The organism is Prevotella sp. C0209C1 (genome assembly GCF_056583855.1).
This window is the reverse complement of record NZ_JBWPJP010000004.1, coordinates 41,065-58,080: the sequence shown is the minus strand read 5'-3', so window position 1 is coordinate 58,080 and position 17,016 is coordinate 41,065. Positions and strand designations below refer to the sequence as shown.

Here is a 17,016-nt window from a genome sequence, read left to right as displayed (position 1 = left end):
AAGAGCCAAAAAATTAATACAACCGAGCATCAGGAGGATACCTTTGGCACGTCTGGCGAAGCGCACAGGCGATACCAGAACAATAGGCATAGTCGTTTTTAATGTTGTTCATACGTTGTTAGTTCTAAAAGACGGTTCATTATCAAAGTTTACGATATGTGCCATTTCTCTTAATCGGTCAGCAAGACGTTCATCGTAATATTTTCCTATCTCCTTTCCCGACAAGTTAGAAGTTGCTATGGTGCAGAATTGTTCCTGATAGCGATGATGGATAATATCGGTAACTGCCGTTATGATTTCTCCATAGTGGAGGCTCTCACGTGCTTCTGCACCAAGGTCGTCAATACATAAGACTTCTATATTCCTTATCTTGTTGAAATACGCTACAGCCTCTGCATTCTCTTTAGTTGGATTAGCGGATGCTTTGGCATACTGCACCAGTTCTTTTGCCGTGATAATCACAAAGCCTTTGTATGGTAACTCGTACAATTCTTTTTCTGTGTGTGAGGTTTCATCTGAATGAATATAGGCGTAAAGTGATTGCAGGGCTTTAACGATAGTTGTTTTGCCATTGCCTTTATTGCCTGAGAGAAACAGACCGAATGTACAATCAGTAGAAGTGAGCCATTTAGATATATCCCAAAGGTGTTGCTTATACTTATCAGACAACATGAACTTGCGCATACGAGCATTAACCTCAGCCTTGCACGAAGCATATAGCATAGTATAAACTTGTTCTGTTGTATAGGGTAATCTAAAACGAGTTGGAATATGTTTTTTCTTCATCAGTCTTGAGTAGATTTCCTCTACGTCCAGCTTTGCAGTCGGTTCTAACTTTATCATTGCTTGTTACAATTCTTAACCAGTTATTAAAATGTTTTTTTGCGTCATTGATATTGTCGTGTGATGTTTTACCATCAGCAACACATTGAAGTTTGAAGTCATCAAGTTTGTTTTTGATTTCATCTACATTCATGTGGTGGAGGTTCTGCATACTATCCAACCATATTTCTGACGATTTCATTTCATCTATTTCCTCATCGAGTGTTGAAACCTTTATTGTTGATATATCGGTAGTGTCCTTACTTACAAGTTTAACTTTCTCGAAATGCTTGCTATTTGCCTTTTCTGACATGCAGCTGTAGACATTGACACTTGCATAACGCTTACAAGATTTATTGATATTCATATACCTCTCTTGTATTCCTTTTGATGTAAGTACTTTATCAGACTCAAAGAGTTGCTTATTGAATAACCCCACTGCCAAGCAGCATTTGATTGCCTCCTGTATATACGCCTCATCATAACCCGATAGCTCCGATATTATGAAAGGCAACTCTTCATCCCACCGAATGTAGTACCCATCACGATATATAATACAGAGTAGGAGAGTGTACACAGTTATAGACTTACCGCCCTGATAGCGGATTAACTTTCTGATCTTGATGTCTTGAAAGAAATCTATATCAAAAGGGAAGTATTCAAGACCTTGTTTTAATGCACGACCCATTTTTAATCAACCATAGTATTTTAAGTAGTCGTCAACTTCTCTGATAAAATCATCGAGAGAATGACAAACCACGTATTTATAATCTCTCTCAGAGGTAATGATTTGCTCCCAGTCCTTTTGCGATTTACTTTGTCTACCTGTCAGAGTCTTCATTTCAACAAGCAATGCCCCATAAAATCTATTAGGAACAAGGAGTATTAAATCAGCCACCCCAGCCACAACGCCCTCAGCTTTTAGTTTTGCACCAGTAAGCGCATCACGTTTACCACCATTAGGGACTGCAAATAGTCTTCCTTTTAGTTTCCTGTGTTTGAGGTTGAACCATCGCACACAAGAACATTGTATGCGGTGTTCCTCATCGGACGGACGCTTTCGAGTGGTAGCCTTTTTCTTTGCTATCATTTCTTCGAGTGTCATTATTTGTTTATGAGTTTTTTCAATTTCTGACACGCCTTAATCTTTACAGTCTTGTGTGCAGGGATAACCGTCTTCTTTCCATGCAGTCCTGACACACGTTCTTTCACGTGTACTACTTTTAGAGTAGCGAACCCACGAAGAGTAACATCTTCACCCTTAATGAGTGACTTCTTGATAGCATTGATGATTGCTTCATAAGCCTTGACAGCTTGTGAGCGTGTGAGGTCGGTTGTGTCCATTACCTCTGATAGAATTTCATTTTTTGTCATTTTGCTTATTATTAAAAGTTAATACTAATTTGCGTTTAAGTTTCGTTATTAGTTGTCTGATGCACCATGCACGAGAAACGTATCTTTGTCCTTTCGTCTTATCATACAGACTGGCAGCATCTTCCAAGTACTTGATAATTTTCTCCATATCGGTTTTGCATATTTCCATTTCATTTGTTCAAGAAAGATGAAACCAATTCGTCAAAGTACACTTCATCAGTAGGAATATCATCTTCTGAGTTCATAATCTCATTAGCGATAGACTTTTTGCGCTGAATAAGAGAGTAGATAGTATTGTCGATTGTACCACGACCGAGCAGATAATAACAGTTTACATTATCATTTTGCCCGATACGGTGCGCACGGTCTTCACATTGACAACAATCTGCCATTGTCCATGGCAATTCACAGAAAGCTACGTCCGAAGCAGCGGTAAGGGTAAGTCCAACACCAGCAGCTTTGATAGAACAGATGATGAGGCGTGTATTTTCGCCAGTCTGAAAAGCATCGACAGCAGCTTGTTTGTTTACAGCACTATCACGACCTGTAACCGTTACGGCTTTTGGAAACGCCTTACATAGCTCATCGACAATCTCATGGAGAGAGCAGAACACTATTAGCTTCTTACCACTTTCAAGGAATGTGCTGATGAAGTCAATAGCCTGTGCAATCTTTCCTTTTGTGGCAAGCGCACGCAACGTCATAAACTTAACAAGAGCCTCCATACGCATCTTTCGTCTTATCTCCCAGTCGGTACACTCCGTGTACTGTTCTAGGTATGCAACAAGGTCTGTAGCAGCCGTGTTATATTCTTCTCTGTTAGATATATCCACATAAAGGTCGGTGCGTGTCTTGTCTGGAAGTTGAGGCAGCACCTTTGCCTTTTCTCTGCGTATCATACATGAGCTATACAGTTTGTTGCTTAGTTCTGATAGAGGTACGGCTGGTGTAGCATCCTTATCCTTTGGGTCGGTGCAATAATCGGCAACAAATTGAGAACGTCCACCAAATTCATTAAGACGACCCATTATTGAGAGCTGCGCTATCAAATCTTCGGGACGATTAACTACTGGAGTTCCTGAAAGGAGTGTTATCCATTCCTTACCAACTGAGAGACCTTTTGTAAAAATTGTCTGTTGTGCAGATGGGTCTTTTACACGGTGGCTTTCGTCAATGATGATTGACTTGAAGACCTTAATAGCAGGGTGGAAAACAACATCTTTAAGTCGGAAAGACTTTCGATTACCTTTAATATCCCAAACAAAGTACTTGCGAAGACTCTCATAATTGACGATTGCAACCTTATGCACTCCCATCTTCAACAGATACCCCCAAGTAGTCTGTACACTATTATCAAGCACGAGGGCGGACTTATCTGTGAATTTCTCAAACTCTCTTTGCCAATTGATTTTAAGAGAAGACGGACAGATAACGAGGCAGGGATATGCGTTAGCGGTATCTACAATGCCGATAGACTGCAACGTTTTGCCAAGACCAGGCTCATCACCGATAAGTATCCGTTTGTTTTCAAGACCGAAACGAATACCCTCAGCTTGATAAGAATAAGGCTCAATACGGAGATGATGTTTTAAAGTTGTAGTCATATTAATTGTTTTTAGGCTTCATACACCAATAGGCAAAAGCCAGTTCTTCATATTTCTCACGTCCATGTTGGTAGATTGCATCACCACGGTTGATGAACTTTTTGAATACTTTACAGTTCTTTTTTGAGATAGCATAGATAAAGTCCTTATCAGAATGTGCTATATCCATATACCATGCACGGCTTCTATCCCAGTCGAAGAAATCTACAGCCTCATCAAATTCCTGTTGAGATGAGGCAAAGGTTGTCTTTAAGTCTCCTCCGAAGTGAAACGCTGGAAGCCACCAGTCCCATTTGCAACGAGTATTGAGAGAGAATGGAAACTCGCAATAAAAGAACTGCTGTCCTTTGTTTACCATGCACTTTTGTGTGTCAGATAATTCCAAGACCTTTGCTAAGAAGGGGTCTTTCTGCGCTTCCAGCCTAAGTGAGCGTTGCATTTCCTTTGCGTGTCTGAACTCATCATCAGTATATTCTACATCATCAACAGTAAGATGATAGTAATCTACTCTATCAGGTTCTGTTATCAGTGCATCAACCAGTGTCCCGAAACGGAAAGCAGCCTCTCTATCTCCGAACATCGGTCGTGGGTGCATTACCTCTTTGAGTGCAGTGAGGTCTGAGTTACTGACCTCACAGCGGTTATAGTATGTATCGGGATTATGGTTCATATTACTTTGCCTTTACATTGTCAATGTACTCGACACTTTCGTCCTGAATGAAGGTACCTTCCTTGTTAGCTTGTTTCTCACAGAAAGTGATTTGCTTCTTAAATATTTTAGCAAGCTCATCAATAGACATTTTGCATCCCTCATGGCTCAACCACATTGTGATAACAGGCAGAATACCTTCAGGATTGAGTAGATGCAGCTTCTTAGTTACCTTTGTCTTAGGCTGATATGCTGCCATAGTAGCCTGCCCCGCAAATAAGCCGTCCATTTCGGCTGCTTGTTTCTTCATTTCAGCTTGTTTGCGTTCTTCCTCCTCACGCTTCATACGTTCTTGTTCCAATCGAGCAGCTTCCTCACGTTCTTTCTTCTGCATTTCCTCTTTGAGTCGTGCAGCCTCTGCCTCGTTAGATTTTGCAATTTGTTCGAGGTTAGCTTTCTTTGATGGAAGACGGTCAAGGATATAAGTCTTCATTTCTCCTATTTCAAAGCCGTACTGCTCCTTGAACTTTTTACACAGACTATGGTTAATGCCCATTTCTATAGCTTCTGCCTCGGCAGCTGTAATGTTATAAGGCGCACGTACAGTAGCTCGTAGGTTGTTAATCCATACAGGAGATAAATTGGTTGAGTATGTACTGATTTCATTAAATGACTTCTCGTAATTCTCAAGAGTAACCGCATTGTCAATGTCTTTTAGTGCATTGACATTCTTGTTGAGTTCAGACTGGAACTGAACCTTTAGGTTATCCTCAATGTCGAGTTTAAAACGCTCACGAGCTTGAGCAGCTTGTTGTTTTGCAAGTTCTTCCTGACGGCGTTTCTCTTCTTCTGCACGTTTCTTTGCTGCAAAGGTATTACGGAGCTGCTGCAACTTGTAAGATACAGTATTAGCTTTCGTTGGGTCAATATCGTTCTCAATAACGGTAAATTCCGTGCGTATCTGGTCGAACAACTTAGTAACTGGAGAACGACGTTCGTTCATCTTCTTAACCGTTTTACGTGCTTTTTCAATGAACACTGCTGCTGCTTGATCGAGTTCATCAGTCATGTTGCCACCGTTCTGCTCGATGAGGCTAAGTAACTTCTGTCCAGCCTCAACACACTTATCATGCGACAGGGTGTTATCCTTGTATGATTGCGGTGCAGCTTGCACAATCTGCGCAATATTTTCTTGTTTTACTATTGTAAGTTCGTTATTCATATCTTTTGTTTTTAAGGGATCACACATTGGTATTTTAGTGTGTTCCATATATCTATCTAATTTGTGACAGTACAAACCATTGATTTGTTGTCGTACATCTTTACATTGTTTACAAATATCTGATGGCATTCGTTAGAACGTATCGTCATCGTCTCCCTGCGAAACAGGGTCAATGGTTACACCTGCCGACATATCTTGTGGGACAGCGAAACTCTCTTCTTCTGCTTGCTCAGTATGAGGCTGGGACTCTGGTTCTGTTTCTGTTTCCGTTACGCCTCCGTATGGATCGAAGTCCTTTGTTGGGCCATCAATAACATCACTTTCGAACTGTGTACCCTTACCGATAGCAATCTTAGGGTAAGACTTGAAAGCATGTTTGATGCACTTTGCCATAAGGAAACCTGTATCAATCTGACCATTAACAGAAGAATAAAGCTCGTTGGCTTTTTCTACACGTTGATGTGTGTGCTGATCATAGTAAGCATTATTCTTTGCCGAATAATTGGCAAGGCGCTGCCAATCACCCTTCAACATTACAGAATAATCTACGCTCCCATCTATGCGTGTTATTTTCATAAAGCAAGCAATGACTTTCTCAGATGTACGAGGAAGATTACAACGATAGTTTACATACTTGTGTCCGTCCGTTTCTCCGTAAGAAAATTCATCACCCTCATACACAATAACAGGATTATCAGCATGTCTAATTTGCCCTGCTCTTGCACGAAGCACTAATTCTCCATAGCCTGAAATGGTAAGATTACAGCGACTTTCCCACATATCCTTACCATTCTGTGGATTTACACCAGCCTTATGGTTACGAGGTAAGAGGTAACATAATGCCTGTGTGCCTTGTTCCAAAGATAGACCACGTACAGCGAGGTCTATGAATGCAAAGAATACCGATATACCAGTACACTTACGCAATTTCTCGTTATCTCTCAACTGCTTATTGAAGTTGATTGCTTCTCGTTCATAGGCAGCTTCTCCACCTTGCTTCCATATCATGTCATAGACATTGATAAACTGGGAGCGTACATACTCATCACGCACCACTTCTGTTGCGGAAAGTGATTGCAGATGTTTTGCTTGATTGATAGTCTCACTCATAATTATTAATTTTGTTTGTTATAAAATCGTTGTGGCTCGGATTGGAGTTGCACCAATTCCTCATTCGACCCAAATCTCCACTTATCGAGCGTGCCCTGCGTACACTACCGAGCCTAATAGACTACTCGAAGTAGTCTTGCTCTGTGCGCTGAAGTACTCTTAGCCTTTTTGTGGAATATTCTACCTTGCCAGGTCTCTTATATGGATGTATCAACCCTTTCTTACGCCACCTGTCAACATTGCCACGTCCGAACATACTGTAGGCTTTTCGTTGGCTTATCATTTCAGGCTCATTCCTGTCTTGCTGTAAAAACGAAGCTAAACGAGCAGCTAAGTCGTTCATAAACGTGTCGTATGAAACCACCTTGTCAGAGAATACTAATTGAACCATAGCTTAATCCTCTTCTTTTGCCAAGTCTGACAGTTCCTTAATCTTGCCGAGACTATCCCAGTGCTTGAACAGTTTGTAGAAAGCAGCAAAGCCGACTAAAGCAAAAGTTTTTGTCAATAATAACATCAACGTATTGTTGGTATCACTAAACAAAAAGAATAGTGAGACGGTGAAGATGGCAAACAATACGTAATTGCGCCAATTCTTGTAGATTGAAAAATACTTCTTCATAACTATTTACTTTAATCGTTTAACTTTGATAACTCGCTTTACTCTATCGGTCTCAGTGGTATATTTGCGGTCGTATCGCAAACCTGATGTGCTGGCAATACTCTGAACAGTACTAATTCGCTCAACAGGAAATTCTATTTCCGCACCGACTGCCATTTCGTACATTTGTTTTGATAAACTTTTTCTTACCATTGTTTTGATATGTCAATTTATAATTTTAACTTTATAGTGCAAAGATATTCATTCTGCTTTTAAACAACAAGCATATTGCGAACTTTGTGTATTCATTTTGAATTATTTAACATTTACAATATGGAAAAGAAAGACATTCTTGAAAGCCTTGTAAATTACTATACTAATGGTAATAAGGCTAAATTTGCAGCAAAGTTGGGAATAAAGCCACAAACCATAAACACATGGTTAGGTCGCAACTCTTTCGATATAGAGCTAATATATTCAAAATGCGAATATTTGTCAGGAGATTGGCTTCTTAGTGGAGGTGAGGGTGAAATGCTTCGTGCTACCAAGATAATCAAAGCGGATAATGGAAGTATCGTTACAGGAGACAATAGCAGCGTTCACGGCAATGCCACTAATGTAACGTTGGCGGACGTGGCTGTGATGCAGGAGCGTATCAAGTCACTTGAGGCGTTGCTGGAGGAGAAAGAGCGATTGATAAGAGTGTATGAGAAAATGAACAAATAACTTTCAAACAGCCTTGACTTATGAAAAACTTAGATGAGATAACCATTAACGACATCCTTGAAAATATCATTAAAACCTATGCAATCAAAAAGAAGCGGAAAGATATTATTTCTTACTATGTTCAAAAATTTGAGGTCGGTCTTTTTGGAAATGAGAATGAAGAGGGAAAGTTTATAACAGAAAATGAAATAGCAAAACGAGTTGAAGACGTACTGAAAGCAGATAAGAATAGTGCGGATCCATATCTTCGGTATTCAAGTCCCTATTACTCAAAATCAAGGAAGAAAGCAAAGGCTATAAACAACCCTAATACCCCTATAGTAGATACAAACTATATGGGTAAAGGTGGAGAATGTGTCGTTATGGGCGAGTTGCTTTTTCATGGCTATAACGTCAATAACATGATGGTTGATGAGGGCATAGACCTTGTTGCATCCAAGAATAATGTATTTTATTATATCCAAGTGAAGACCAAGAATGTAGAACAGCAAAATAGGTTTTATTTCCAAATAAAGCAAGAAAGGTTTGATACGTTTGTAGGTACACAGATAAGATACATATTAGTTGCAAGATGTTCTTTTAACGAAGAGGACAGAAATCTGTTTTTTACATTTACCAACAATGACATACAACGGCTGATGTATAAGAAAGTCATACCACAGCCAGGTGGCGATGGGAAAAATCTTTCAATAAAGATAGAGTTTGACCAAAGAACTGGTAAAGCATGGATGTATAACGACAAAGACAGGGACGAGGTAACATTTAATATGAACAATTTTGATTTGTAGTAACGATGAAAAAGGCATTATTAGTTTTTGATGTATGAAGAGAATACTTTTGTTATTTATAGCTTCTATGTGTTTTTTGCTTTCCTTCTCGCAAGTCCATATGACGGCACAATAGAAAGGTTATTATAAAAAGCAATGGATTGATATATGTCGTACCATAAATCAGCAATGTCCTATACATGTTGATAAAGTTACCGAGTTAAGGTCGATGGTGTTCTATAATTGGACTGTAACAACTAATTATGTTACGAATATAGATTGGAGTCTTTTAGAAGAGGCTGAGAAAAAAGAGATAATGTATAACGTGAAGAAAAATATGAAGGCACGGCTGAAACAAATATACGCAAAAGGGAAATACAGCTTTGGAATGAAGAATTTTTCAGAAGTATGTAAGTTGTTAGGTCTAAAATTCCGATACAACTATATTGATGAAGATGGAAGATTAATAGGAGTTGTGACTTTGGATTATAAAGATTTTAGGTAGAATTAATTTAAGAGAACTGTTATGCTGTATGAACGGTTTGCAGAATCGCGCACAGAGCTTCCAAATTTTAATAACGATACAACAAGATAAATAATAAGATTAGGAATGAAAAAAGGAATTTATAATTTGGTTTTGGTAGCAGTGTTTATCCTTTGTATTCTTGCAGTCTCATTCATTATGGCTTGGGTAGAGAAATTATTTGCTATACGTATTGGACAGGCACTCATGTATGCAGGATTTTTTGTAGGCATTGGTATTTTCTTTATATTAAAGCCAATAATACATAAACTCTTTTTCAAAGATAATCAATAATGGCAAAGAAATAAGTATGGCTGATAAATATTATAACTTAGCTAAAATTATCATCTGGTTGCTACTAACAGGTTGTATTTATCTGATAGCAGAGGACAACCGTTATCACTACATAAAGATATCTGATGATACCTATGCGGTCTTTGACAAATGGACACGAACATACAGGGTTGGCATCGTAGATTTCGACAACGACCCATATTCATGGCAGAGGCACGACTTGATGCCTAAGAAAATTAGTCTAAGGCAAAAATAGCTATTTTAAGCCGTTAAAAAATCGAGTACAATTACTTTATCGTCTTTGGCGTTCGAAGCGGTAGAAACGAAAGGAAATGGGCAAATTTGCGATTTTACGAAATAACTCACAGCCGGCACAAATAATAAAGCAAAAACAATGAATTAAATATCAAGAAATGGAGACTATAAGTTGTTTACACAAGTACTCTAACTGCACGATGTTCAATCATTTTTTTCTGCGGCGCAAGCAGCAGTAGAAGAATAAAACGCAATTAACTAACATACAGGTAATTAGGCTATAACTCCTTAGTAAAACAGGGGTTACAGCCTAATTTCGTAAAGGGGCGTATGTGCATTTGTACACACTTTCCGTGTACTTTTGAATGTCCAAACTTACCAAAACTTACACCATAGGTGGACAGGGCGACTTACCACAGATTTACCAACGATATACAATTAAGTGGTAATGGGCGCAATATAGCGGGCGAACTTGCAGCAAAGCAAGGAACATACGAAGCGTATATTGATTATCTGCGTGAGTTTCCACAGAAATACGGACTTACAGCAAAGCAGGTTCAAAAAAATGCAGCATTCCCCGTGTACATTTTGTACCTGAAGAATTATTACCATACCGATGATGCTGCTACATTTGTACGTTTCAATGCACATGAAATGAAGTTAGAGAGTAAGCTAGAAGTGTGGTAAAGTTTGGTAAGGTTGTTCCAGATAATATATTTAGTAATATTGTACGCTCACTCGCGCAGTACGACCGTCTATCTGATTTCTATGCAAACGAGAAAGATGCTAATAGAGCTATAAAGGAACTTTGTCAAGGCTGGAGTTATTAACAATAAACAGTTAGCAGAACTGCGTACAGGTTAAATCTTATTTATCATAATTCTCATTATATTAATCTTATGCTTGTTTCATGAAATTTAATACTAAATTATTTCACATAGTTCTTCCCATAACCTCTGCACGGGAAGCCCCATTACGTTAAAGTAACTACCATTTATAGAAGTTACACCAACATAACCTATCCACTCTTGAATGCCATATGCTCCAGCTTTATCAAATGGCTTATATTTGTGTATATAATAATTTATTTCGCTTTCTTTCAAAACTTTAAAAGTAACGTCTGTAGATACTGAGAAGTGACGCTGTAAAGTATTAGTTGTTATGCATACTCCAGTTACTACCTTATGCTTTTTCCCACTGATTGACTGTAACATATACTTAGCTTGGTTTTCATTCTTAGGTTTCCCTAATACTTGATTACCCAAGATAACTATAGTATCAGCTGTAATAATTAATTCGTTTTCTTCTATACTCTCCTTATATGCTTTGGCTTTAAGATATGCTATATATTCAGCTATATCCATAGTTGGTAGATTTTTAGGATATTCTTCAGATATATTGGGCAATACTTTTACTTCAAATTTAATTCCTAAGCCCATTAATAATTCGCGCCGACGAGGAGAATTACTTGCTAAAATTATTTTCATAATCAAAATAACAAGATAAGTTTAATATGCATATTTAAACTAATAATATATATATATATGTTGGATATATATTTTAACTGAAATAGGATTACCAACCAAATGCTTTAGCATTCATCAACCATTTACCTTGAGCCTTTAATACTTGTTCTATAATATCACGTGCAATACCTTTGCCACCGATAAAATCGCTAATATAATTAGATATTTGCTTTATTTCTGTGCAAGCATCTTTAGGACAGCAAGGACAACCACAGTGCTGCATTACTTCATAATCAGGAATATCGTCTCCTACATAAATAACTTCCTCTGCATGCAATTTATGTTTATGAAGAAAATTATTCCAAGATTGTATTTTTACAGAGCAGTTAAGATAAATATCTTCCACTCCAAGATAAGCATAACGCTTTCTAATATATTCATTCCTACCACCTGTTATAATAGCTACTTTAAGCCCCAATCGAATTGCTAATTGTATAGCATATCCGTCTTTTACATTCATTGTGCGTATAGGCTCACCATTATTATCCATAATAACAGTAGAGGCTGACAACACTCCATCAACGTCAAAAACTAAAGCTTTAATTTTTTTTAGATTATAATTTATCATAATGTTTTTTTTTTAGAAGAGCTCATATCATAAATATTTTGCGAAAAGTTTTTATAAAGTTCTTGCCATTGAGGATTATCATGCATTAATTTAATATGTTTCTCTATAATATTCTTATCACCTCGAACAGCTGGTCCTGTTTGCGCTTCTTTTGGTTGTAAATAGCTAACCTTCTTTGTAGTTTCATATATTAGAGGTAATAAAACTTTAAAAGGTATTCCATGTTGTGCTAAAATATCTTGTCCTATTGAATAACAATGATTTACAAAGTTACAAACCCATACAGCGGATAGATGTATATATTGTCGCACCTCACTTGTAAGTGTATATACATTTATAGAAATCTTCTTTGCTAGCATTTCTAACTGTTGAGAAACTTCTATACTATTTCCCTCTATAAATATAGGAATATTTTCAAAATCAACGTAACTATTTTTGGAAAAAGTTTGTAATGGATAGAATACACCATATTTATTTACTTTATTCTTAAAAACATCACAACTCATTGAACCTGCTGTATGAAGAAAAATTCCTGTTTTTATATGTGAACAAACATCTATTATCAATTGTTCCAAGACATTGTCTTTTACAGAAAAAATGTAATAATCAGCATCATCTACTATTTCTTGTATATCTATAGTCCAATTACAGACAAGAATATCTGATAAAAGTTTTGCAGATTTCTTAGTCCTACTATATACCTGCACCACTTCTATACCTGCTTTTTTAAAAGCTTTACCCAAATTAGTAGCTAAATTCCCCGCCCCTATTAAAACCACTTTCATACCAAACAAAATTACAATTTATATTGGAATTTCACAAATAAATTTTACCTTTGTTTTCCATAATAATTAAAATAAATAGAAAATGAAGTTTGTTGGAATTATCCCTGCACGTTATGCTTCTTCACGTTTTCCAGGGAAGCCCTTAGCTATCTTAGGAGGTAAAATGGTGATAGAGCGTGTATACATACAGGTAAAAAAAGCACTTAAAGATGTTTATGTTGCTACTGATGATGAAAGAATATATGAAGCTGTAAAAAGCTTTCATGGCAATGTTATTATGACAAATAATAAGCATAAAAGTGGTACAGATAGAATCTGTGAAGCTATAGATAAAATAGGAGAAAAATATGATGTTGTTATAAATATACAAGGTGATGAACCTTTTATCCAAGCAAGCCAGATAAAAACAGTAATAGATTGTTTTGATGACTCTCAAACACAAATAGCTACATTAGGTAAACGCTTTGGTAAAATAGAAGATGTACAAAATCCTAATTCTCCAAAGATTGTATTAGATAATAATAATTATGCAATGTATTTTTCACGCTCTCCTATTCCGTTCATTCGTGGGAAAGAAACTAAAGAATGGCTTGCTAATTTTCCGTTTTTAAAACATATAGGGCTGTATGCTTATAAAACAGAAGTATTGAAAGAAATAAGTAAGTTACAACAATCCCCTCTTGAGATAGCAGAAAGCCTTGAACAATTGCGTTGGCTTCAGAATGGTTATAAAATAAAAGTAGGTATTACAGATATAGAAACTATTGGTATCGACACGCCTGAAGATCTACAAAAAGCTGAGATTTTTTTAACTCGTTAAGACTTAAAAAAGTATAGTGATTGACTATATAATCAGTCTTTTTATATAAATTTGCAAAAAGAATAAACATATAAGACGAAATAAATTATGAGCGAATACATTGTATCAGCACGTAAATACAGACCTGCTACTTTTAGTTCTGTAGTAGGGCAAAGTTCCTTAACTACAACATTAAAGAATGCTGTCATAAGTGGAAAACTCGCACATGCCTACCTTTTTTGTGGTCCTCGTGGAGTAGGTAAAACTACTACTGCAAGAATATTTGCTAAAGCAATAAACTGTGAGCACCCTGCTTCAGACGGTGAAGCATGTAATGAATGTGAAAGCTGTAAAGCTTTTAATGAAGGAAGAAGTTATAATATATTCGAATTAGATGCTGCAAGCAATAACTCTGTAGAAAACATAAAAGAACTAATGGAGCAAACTCGTATACCTCCACAAATAGGCAAATATAAAGTATTTATAATAGATGAGGTGCATATGCTTTCATCACAAGCTTTTAATGCCTTTCTTAAAACTTTAGAAGAGCCACCAGCACAAATAATATTTATTCTTGCTACAACAGAAAAACATAAAATTCTACCTACTATTTTATCACGATGTCAGATATATGATTTTGAGCGTATGTCAGTAGCCGACATTATAAAACACCTTGAAAAAGTAGCTGAAAAAGAAAATATTACTTATGAAGAGAGTGCGCTCAATGTCATTGCAGAAAAAGCTGATGGGGGTATGCGTGATGCTCTTTCAATATTTGATCAAGTAGCAAGTTTCTCACAAGGTAAAATAACTTATCAAAAAGTTACAGAAGATCTTAATGTGTTAGATATTGATAATTATTTCAACATTATAGACCTATCTTTACAAAATAAGGTTAGTGAAATTATGCTGCTTCTTAATAATGCTATTAACAGAGGTTTCGATCCCGGTAGAATAATAAACGGATTAGCTGCCCATGTACGCAATATACTTATGGCAAAAGATACATCAACATTGCCCTTAATAGAGGTTAGCAAGCAACAAATGGAACGTTATAAGAATCAGGCATCAAAATGTCCTATAACGTTTCTATACAGAGCATTAGAAAAAATGAATCAATGTGATATTAATTATAGACAAAGCTCTAATAAACGTCTTCTTGCAGAAATAACACTCATTGAAGTAGCACAGATAACGCAAATAGATGATAATACTGACGATTCCTCATCGGGGCGTAGCCCCAAAAGATTAAAAAGCCTGTTTAAAAAAATAGTGATTAGTACTCAGCAGAAAACAGTTTTGCAGGTAGCTGGGAGTACTAAACATACAAATGAGGTTAAACCTTCTTCCTCTAACAACAATAGTACAGATGTTTCTTCTTCACAACTAACAGCAAAGCAAGTAAAACTCAATTTGCAGCTTAGCAGCATAGGCAATTCTTTTGGTCATCTTCTGAAAAATGATAAAAAAGATAATGTTATAATAGAAGATGCAGAGGTAATTAATAAAAATGATAATGAAACATTTACAGAAGAAGAATTGCTAATACAATGGCGAGCCATGTGTTCTAGAATGCCTAAAAGTATGCAAGCTTTGGCTTCTAGAATGAAGAATATAACACCAACCATTACTACTTTCCCTGAAATTCAAGTTCTTGCAGAAAACAATATCCAGCTTAATGAACTGTTGGCTATAAAGTCAAGGATACGTTCTACTATGGCTAAAGAACTAAGAAATGGTAAAATAAATATACTTATAAGATTAGCAGAAAAGGACGAGATTATACCCGTCCTTTCACCATATGAAACACTCGAAAAACTTAAAAGAGAAAACAAAGCTCTTACTCTACTTATAGATACTTTCAATCTCGATTTAGGATAAAATATATCTTATCAACAATACATTTTATAAAATACTATAAAGATATGTTTTAGTTATTCTTCCAATAATCTCGAGAAAACAGTACTAAAACGCCAAAGAACTCTAAACGTCCTAAAAGCATCAAACAAGAACACATCCATTTTATAGCATCAGGAAAGGCTGCCCATGACTGCGTAGGACCTACCTCCTTGCCAAATGCAGGACCTACATTACTAAGACAACTTATAGTAACAGTAATAGAATCTATATCATTCAAACCAAGCATAATCATTATAAAAGCACTTATAAACACTACACCTATATATAATCCTATAAAAGATACTACAGTTACACGTTGTTTCATTGGAATATTAACGCCATCTATCTTCATAGGCAGCACAGCATTAGGATGTATAATCTGCCTAAACTCATTTCTCAATACTTTAAAAAGCATCACTATTCGTATACTTTTCACACCACCACTTGTAGAACCAGAGCAGCCACCTATCACCATACCTACTGTAAGAATAACCCACGTTATATGAGGCCACAATCCTGCATCATCACTAAAACACCCTGTTGTTGTAATAATAGAACATACCTGACACAAGGCACTACGAATAGCATGTTCTATTTCGTAGTGATTATATCTTACCAATTCAAAAGCTATAAAACCTGAAAAGAATAATACCATAATAGTATAAAACTTTATCTCACTATTCTTTAATAAAGTTTTAATATTTAGTCCTGTAGCTGAAGCATAAAGTACTGTAAAATTGACACCAGAAATAAAACAAAAAAAAGCTACAGCATAGTCGAGCGCAGGTTTGTGAAAACCCATTATAGATGTACTCGATGTACCGAAACCACCTGTTGCTGTAGTAGCCATAGAATAATTACAAGCATCAAACCACCCCATTCCACATATTTTATATGAAAGTAAACATATAATGGTTAGAACTATATAAACTACCCAAATCCACTTTGAACCTGTAGTCAACCTCGGATGAAGTTTACTCTTTATAGGGCCTGTAGACTCTGCATCAAAAACCTTCACCGATCCGCCTACTAAAGAAGGTAATATAGCAACAGTAAAAAAGACAATCCCCAAGCCACCTATCCAATGAGTTAAAGAACGCCAAAATAAAAGACCTTGAGGAAATTTCTCTGGAAAATTAATAATAGATGCTCCTGTCGTAGTAAATCCAGACATCATTTCAAAATAAGCATCAGTGAAACTACTCAAATAACCACTTATAAGAAAAGGCAAAGTAGCAAATGAAGAGAATAATACCCAAATTATAGTAACTACAAAATAGGCATCTTTTCTGCTTAAATTATTATCTGCATTAATACCATATAAACGGAATAGTAACCCTACCAAAGCAGTAATGCCAATACTCCACATAAAAGGATAAACATCATTACCTCTATAAAACAAAGCTACTACAAGGCATACTAACATCAACATAGCTTCTAAGACGAGCAAAGAACCTATGATTTTACTTATCAATTTAATATTTAACATTTC

At 36.4% G+C, this 17,016-nt stretch carries 25 protein-coding genes; 9 read left to right on the top strand and 16 right to left on the bottom strand.

The window, feature by feature from the left end; all coding sequences use genetic code 11:
* Positions 1-108: 108 nt before the first annotated feature.
* The 12 genes from AC1DCD_RS01890 to AC1DCD_RS01835 form a co-directional block, all read right to left on the bottom strand.
* Entirely contained in the window at positions 109-786 is a 678-nt protein-coding gene (locus AC1DCD_RS01890) for a P-loop NTPase family protein (RefSeq protein WP_100067221.1), read from the bottom strand.
* Positions 755-1,510, bottom strand: a complete 756-nt coding sequence (locus tag AC1DCD_RS01885) for a DUF4373 domain-containing protein (protein ID WP_353586700.1) — start codon at positions 1,508-1,510, stop codon at positions 755-757. Before AC1DCD_RS01885 ends, AC1DCD_RS01890 begins: the two co-directional genes overlap by 32 nt.
* A 6-nt stretch (positions 1,511-1,516) precedes the next feature.
* Positions 1,517-1,927 (bottom strand): VRR-NUC domain-containing protein, encoded by a 411-nt coding sequence (locus AC1DCD_RS01880; protein ID WP_353586701.1) that lies wholly within the window; start codon positions 1,925-1,927, stop codon positions 1,517-1,519.
* On the bottom strand, positions 1,927-2,196 hold the full coding sequence (locus AC1DCD_RS01875) for an HU family DNA-binding protein (protein WP_464639745.1): 270 nt from the start codon (positions 2,194-2,196) through the stop codon (positions 1,927-1,929). The genes AC1DCD_RS01880 and AC1DCD_RS01875 overlap by 1 nt, the downstream gene beginning before the upstream one ends.
* Positions 2,183-2,344: a hypothetical protein gene (locus tag AC1DCD_RS01870; RefSeq protein WP_464643437.1), complete on the bottom strand. Its 162-nt coding sequence runs from the start codon at positions 2,342-2,344 to the stop codon at positions 2,183-2,185. The genes AC1DCD_RS01875 and AC1DCD_RS01870 overlap by 14 nt, the downstream gene beginning before the upstream one ends.
* Before the next feature lie 22 nt (positions 2,345-2,366).
* Positions 2,367-3,800, bottom strand: a complete 1,434-nt coding sequence (locus AC1DCD_RS01865; RefSeq protein WP_464639749.1) for a DEAD/DEAH box helicase — start codon at positions 3,798-3,800, stop codon at positions 2,367-2,369.
* Position 3,801: 1 nt separating this feature from the next.
* A complete protein-coding gene (locus AC1DCD_RS01860; RefSeq protein ID WP_464639751.1) occupies positions 3,802-4,470 on the bottom strand; it encodes a hypothetical protein in 669 nt (222 codons plus the stop codon).
* A gap of 1 nt (position 4,471) precedes the next feature.
* Positions 4,472-5,671, bottom strand: a complete 1,200-nt coding sequence (locus AC1DCD_RS01855; RefSeq protein ID WP_464639753.1) for a hypothetical protein — start codon at positions 5,669-5,671, stop codon at positions 4,472-4,474.
* A gap of 132 nt (positions 5,672-5,803) precedes the next feature.
* Positions 5,804-6,781, bottom strand: coding sequence for a recombinase RecT (locus tag AC1DCD_RS01850; protein WP_464639755.1), 978 nt, complete (start codon positions 6,779-6,781; stop codon positions 5,804-5,806).
* Positions 6,782-6,902: 121 nt separating this feature from the next.
* Positions 6,903-7,172 carry a hypothetical protein gene (locus tag AC1DCD_RS01845; RefSeq protein WP_464639757.1) on the bottom strand — a complete coding sequence of 90 codons (270 nt, stop codon included), beginning with the start codon at positions 7,170-7,172 and terminating at the stop codon, positions 6,903-6,905.
* Positions 7,173-7,175: 3 nt separating this feature from the next.
* Positions 7,176-7,403, bottom strand: coding sequence for a hypothetical protein (locus tag AC1DCD_RS01840; RefSeq protein ID WP_464639759.1), 228 nt, complete (start codon positions 7,401-7,403; stop codon positions 7,176-7,178).
* A 6-nt stretch (positions 7,404-7,409) separates the two neighbouring features.
* A complete protein-coding gene (locus tag AC1DCD_RS01835) occupies positions 7,410-7,595 on the bottom strand; it encodes a hypothetical protein (protein WP_100067220.1) in 186 nt (61 codons plus the stop codon).
* 120 nt (positions 7,596-7,715) lie between these two features.
* Here AC1DCD_RS01835 and AC1DCD_RS01830 point away from each other — a divergent pair, with 120 nt between their 5' ends.
* The 7 genes from AC1DCD_RS01830 to AC1DCD_RS01800 all read left to right on the top strand — a co-directional run bounded on the left by AC1DCD_RS01830 (position 7,716) and on the right by AC1DCD_RS01800 (position 10,777).
* Entirely contained in the window at positions 7,716-8,108 is a 393-nt protein-coding gene (locus AC1DCD_RS01830; protein WP_008447502.1) for a helix-turn-helix domain-containing protein, read from the top strand.
* Between the two features lie 20 nt (positions 8,109-8,128).
* A complete protein-coding gene (locus AC1DCD_RS01825; RefSeq protein WP_353586715.1) occupies positions 8,129-8,896 on the top strand; it encodes a PDDEXK-like family protein in 768 nt (255 codons plus the stop codon).
* A 208-nt stretch (positions 8,897-9,104) separates the two neighbouring features.
* Positions 9,105-9,380, top strand: coding sequence for a hypothetical protein (locus AC1DCD_RS01820; protein ID WP_464639762.1), 276 nt, complete (start codon positions 9,105-9,107; stop codon positions 9,378-9,380).
* A 105-nt stretch (positions 9,381-9,485) separates the two neighbouring features.
* Positions 9,486-9,692 carry a hypothetical protein gene (locus AC1DCD_RS01815; RefSeq protein WP_008447457.1) on the top strand — a complete coding sequence of 69 codons (207 nt, stop codon included), beginning with the start codon at positions 9,486-9,488 and terminating at the stop codon, positions 9,690-9,692.
* Positions 9,693-9,708: 16 nt separating this feature from the next.
* Positions 9,709-9,948, top strand: a complete 240-nt coding sequence (locus AC1DCD_RS01810) for a hypothetical protein (RefSeq protein WP_039864068.1) — start codon at positions 9,709-9,711, stop codon at positions 9,946-9,948.
* A 395-nt stretch (positions 9,949-10,343) separates the two neighbouring features.
* Positions 10,344-10,634, top strand: coding sequence for a hypothetical protein (locus AC1DCD_RS01805; RefSeq protein ID WP_353586717.1), 291 nt, complete (start codon positions 10,344-10,346; stop codon positions 10,632-10,634).
* On the top strand, positions 10,628-10,777 hold the full coding sequence (locus AC1DCD_RS01800) for a hypothetical protein (protein WP_353586719.1): 150 nt from the start codon (positions 10,628-10,630) through the stop codon (positions 10,775-10,777). The genes AC1DCD_RS01805 and AC1DCD_RS01800 overlap by 7 nt, the downstream gene beginning before the upstream one ends.
* A gap of 93 nt (positions 10,778-10,870) precedes the next feature.
* On the opposite strand, the gene AC1DCD_RS01795 is transcribed toward AC1DCD_RS01800, so the two are convergent.
* The 3 genes from AC1DCD_RS01795 to AC1DCD_RS01785 all read right to left on the bottom strand — a co-directional run bounded on the left by AC1DCD_RS01795 (position 10,871) and on the right by AC1DCD_RS01785 (position 12,826).
* The gene (locus AC1DCD_RS01795) at positions 10,871-11,434 is read right to left on the bottom strand and encodes a Maf-like protein (RefSeq protein ID WP_308532980.1); all 564 of its coding nucleotides are present in this window, start codon (positions 11,432-11,434) and stop codon (positions 10,871-10,873) included.
* A gap of 88 nt (positions 11,435-11,522) precedes the next feature.
* Complete coding sequence (locus AC1DCD_RS01790; protein ID WP_008451062.1) at positions 11,523-12,041, bottom strand: KdsC family phosphatase; 519 nt, start codon at positions 12,039-12,041, stop codon at positions 11,523-11,525.
* The gene (locus tag AC1DCD_RS01785; protein WP_464639766.1) at positions 12,038-12,826 is read right to left on the bottom strand and encodes a Rossmann-like and DUF2520 domain-containing protein; all 789 of its coding nucleotides are present in this window, start codon (positions 12,824-12,826) and stop codon (positions 12,038-12,040) included. The genes AC1DCD_RS01790 and AC1DCD_RS01785 overlap by 4 nt, the downstream gene beginning before the upstream one ends.
* An 82-nt stretch (positions 12,827-12,908) precedes the next feature.
* Here AC1DCD_RS01785 and kdsB point away from each other — a divergent pair, with 82 nt between their 5' ends.
* Both kdsB and AC1DCD_RS01775 read left to right on the top strand, forming a co-directional pair.
* A complete protein-coding gene (kdsB, locus tag AC1DCD_RS01780) occupies positions 12,909-13,646 on the top strand; it encodes a 3-deoxy-manno-octulosonate cytidylyltransferase (RefSeq protein WP_464639768.1) in 738 nt (245 codons plus the stop codon).
* Positions 13,647-13,733: 87 nt separating this feature from the next.
* The gene (locus AC1DCD_RS01775) at positions 13,734-15,506 is read left to right on the top strand and encodes a DNA polymerase III subunit gamma/tau (RefSeq protein ID WP_464639770.1); all 1,773 of its coding nucleotides are present in this window, start codon (positions 13,734-13,736) and stop codon (positions 15,504-15,506) included.
* Between the two features lie 49 nt (positions 15,507-15,555).
* On the opposite strand, the gene AC1DCD_RS01770 is transcribed toward AC1DCD_RS01775, so the two are convergent.
* Positions 15,556-17,013, bottom strand: a complete 1,458-nt coding sequence (locus tag AC1DCD_RS01770) for a TrkH family potassium uptake protein (RefSeq protein WP_464639772.1) — start codon at positions 17,011-17,013, stop codon at positions 15,556-15,558.
* Between the last annotated feature and the right edge of the window lie 3 nt (positions 17,014-17,016).

Excerpts from the sequence above, each read along its gene's own strand:
- AC1DCD_RS01855 (WP_464639753.1), bottom strand. The coding sequence starts at position 5,671 with ATGAATAACGAACTTACAATAGTAAAACAAGAAAATATTGCGCAGATT.
- kdsB (WP_464639768.1), top strand. The coding sequence starts at position 12,909 with ATGAAGTTTGTTGGAATTATCCCTGCACGTTATGCTTCTTCACGTTTT.
- AC1DCD_RS01875 (WP_464639745.1), bottom strand. The coding sequence starts at position 2,196 with ATGACAAAAAATGAAATTCTATCAGAGGTAATGGACACAACCGACCTC.
- AC1DCD_RS01830 (WP_008447502.1), top strand. The coding sequence starts at position 7,716 with ATGGAAAAGAAAGACATTCTTGAAAGCCTTGTAAATTACTATACTAAT.
- AC1DCD_RS01785 (WP_464639766.1), bottom strand. The coding sequence starts at position 12,826 with ATGAAAGTGGTTTTAATAGGGGCGGGGAATTTAGCTACTAATTTGGGT.
- AC1DCD_RS01865 (WP_464639749.1), bottom strand. The coding sequence starts at position 3,800 with ATGACTACAACTTTAAAACATCATCTCCGTATTGAGCCTTATTCTTAT.
- AC1DCD_RS01845 (WP_464639757.1), bottom strand. The coding sequence starts at position 7,172 with ATGGTTCAATTAGTATTCTCTGACAAGGTGGTTTCATACGACACGTTT.
- AC1DCD_RS01815 (WP_008447457.1), top strand. The coding sequence starts at position 9,486 with ATGAAAAAAGGAATTTATAATTTGGTTTTGGTAGCAGTGTTTATCCTT.
- AC1DCD_RS01835 (WP_100067220.1), bottom strand. The coding sequence starts at position 7,595 with ATGGTAAGAAAAAGTTTATCAAAACAAATGTACGAAATGGCAGTCGGT.
- AC1DCD_RS01890 (WP_100067221.1), bottom strand. The coding sequence starts at position 786 with ATGAAGAAAAAACATATTCCAACTCGTTTTAGATTACCCTATACAACA.
- AC1DCD_RS01770 (WP_464639772.1), bottom strand. The coding sequence starts at position 17,013 with ATGTTAAATATTAAATTGATAAGTAAAATCATAGGTTCTTTGCTCGTC.
- AC1DCD_RS01850 (WP_464639755.1), bottom strand. The coding sequence starts at position 6,781 with ATGAGTGAGACTATCAATCAAGCAAAACATCTGCAATCACTTTCCGCA.
- AC1DCD_RS01860 (WP_464639751.1), bottom strand. The coding sequence starts at position 4,470 with ATGAACCATAATCCCGATACATACTATAACCGCTGTGAGGTCAGTAAC.
- AC1DCD_RS01775 (WP_464639770.1), top strand. The coding sequence starts at position 13,734 with ATGAGCGAATACATTGTATCAGCACGTAAATACAGACCTGCTACTTTT.
- AC1DCD_RS01820 (WP_464639762.1), top strand. The coding sequence starts at position 9,105 with ATGGTGTTCTATAATTGGACTGTAACAACTAATTATGTTACGAATATA.
- AC1DCD_RS01795 (WP_308532980.1), bottom strand. The coding sequence starts at position 11,434 with ATGAAAATAATTTTAGCAAGTAATTCTCCTCGTCGGCGCGAATTATTA.
- AC1DCD_RS01825 (WP_353586715.1), top strand. The coding sequence starts at position 8,129 with ATGAAAAACTTAGATGAGATAACCATTAACGACATCCTTGAAAATATC.
- AC1DCD_RS01790 (WP_008451062.1), bottom strand. The coding sequence starts at position 12,041 with ATGATAAATTATAATCTAAAAAAAATTAAAGCTTTAGTTTTTGACGTT.
- AC1DCD_RS01810 (WP_039864068.1), top strand. The coding sequence starts at position 9,709 with ATGGCTGATAAATATTATAACTTAGCTAAAATTATCATCTGGTTGCTA.
- AC1DCD_RS01880 (WP_353586701.1), bottom strand. The coding sequence starts at position 1,927 with ATGACACTCGAAGAAATGATAGCAAAGAAAAAGGCTACCACTCGAAAG.
- AC1DCD_RS01870 (WP_464643437.1), bottom strand. The coding sequence starts at position 2,344 with ATGGAGAAAATTATCAAGTACTTGGAAGATGCTGCCAGTCTGTATGAT.
- AC1DCD_RS01840 (WP_464639759.1), bottom strand. The coding sequence starts at position 7,403 with ATGAAGAAGTATTTTTCAATCTACAAGAATTGGCGCAATTACGTATTG.
- AC1DCD_RS01885 (WP_353586700.1), bottom strand. The coding sequence starts at position 1,510 with ATGGGTCGTGCATTAAAACAAGGTCTTGAATACTTCCCTTTTGATATA.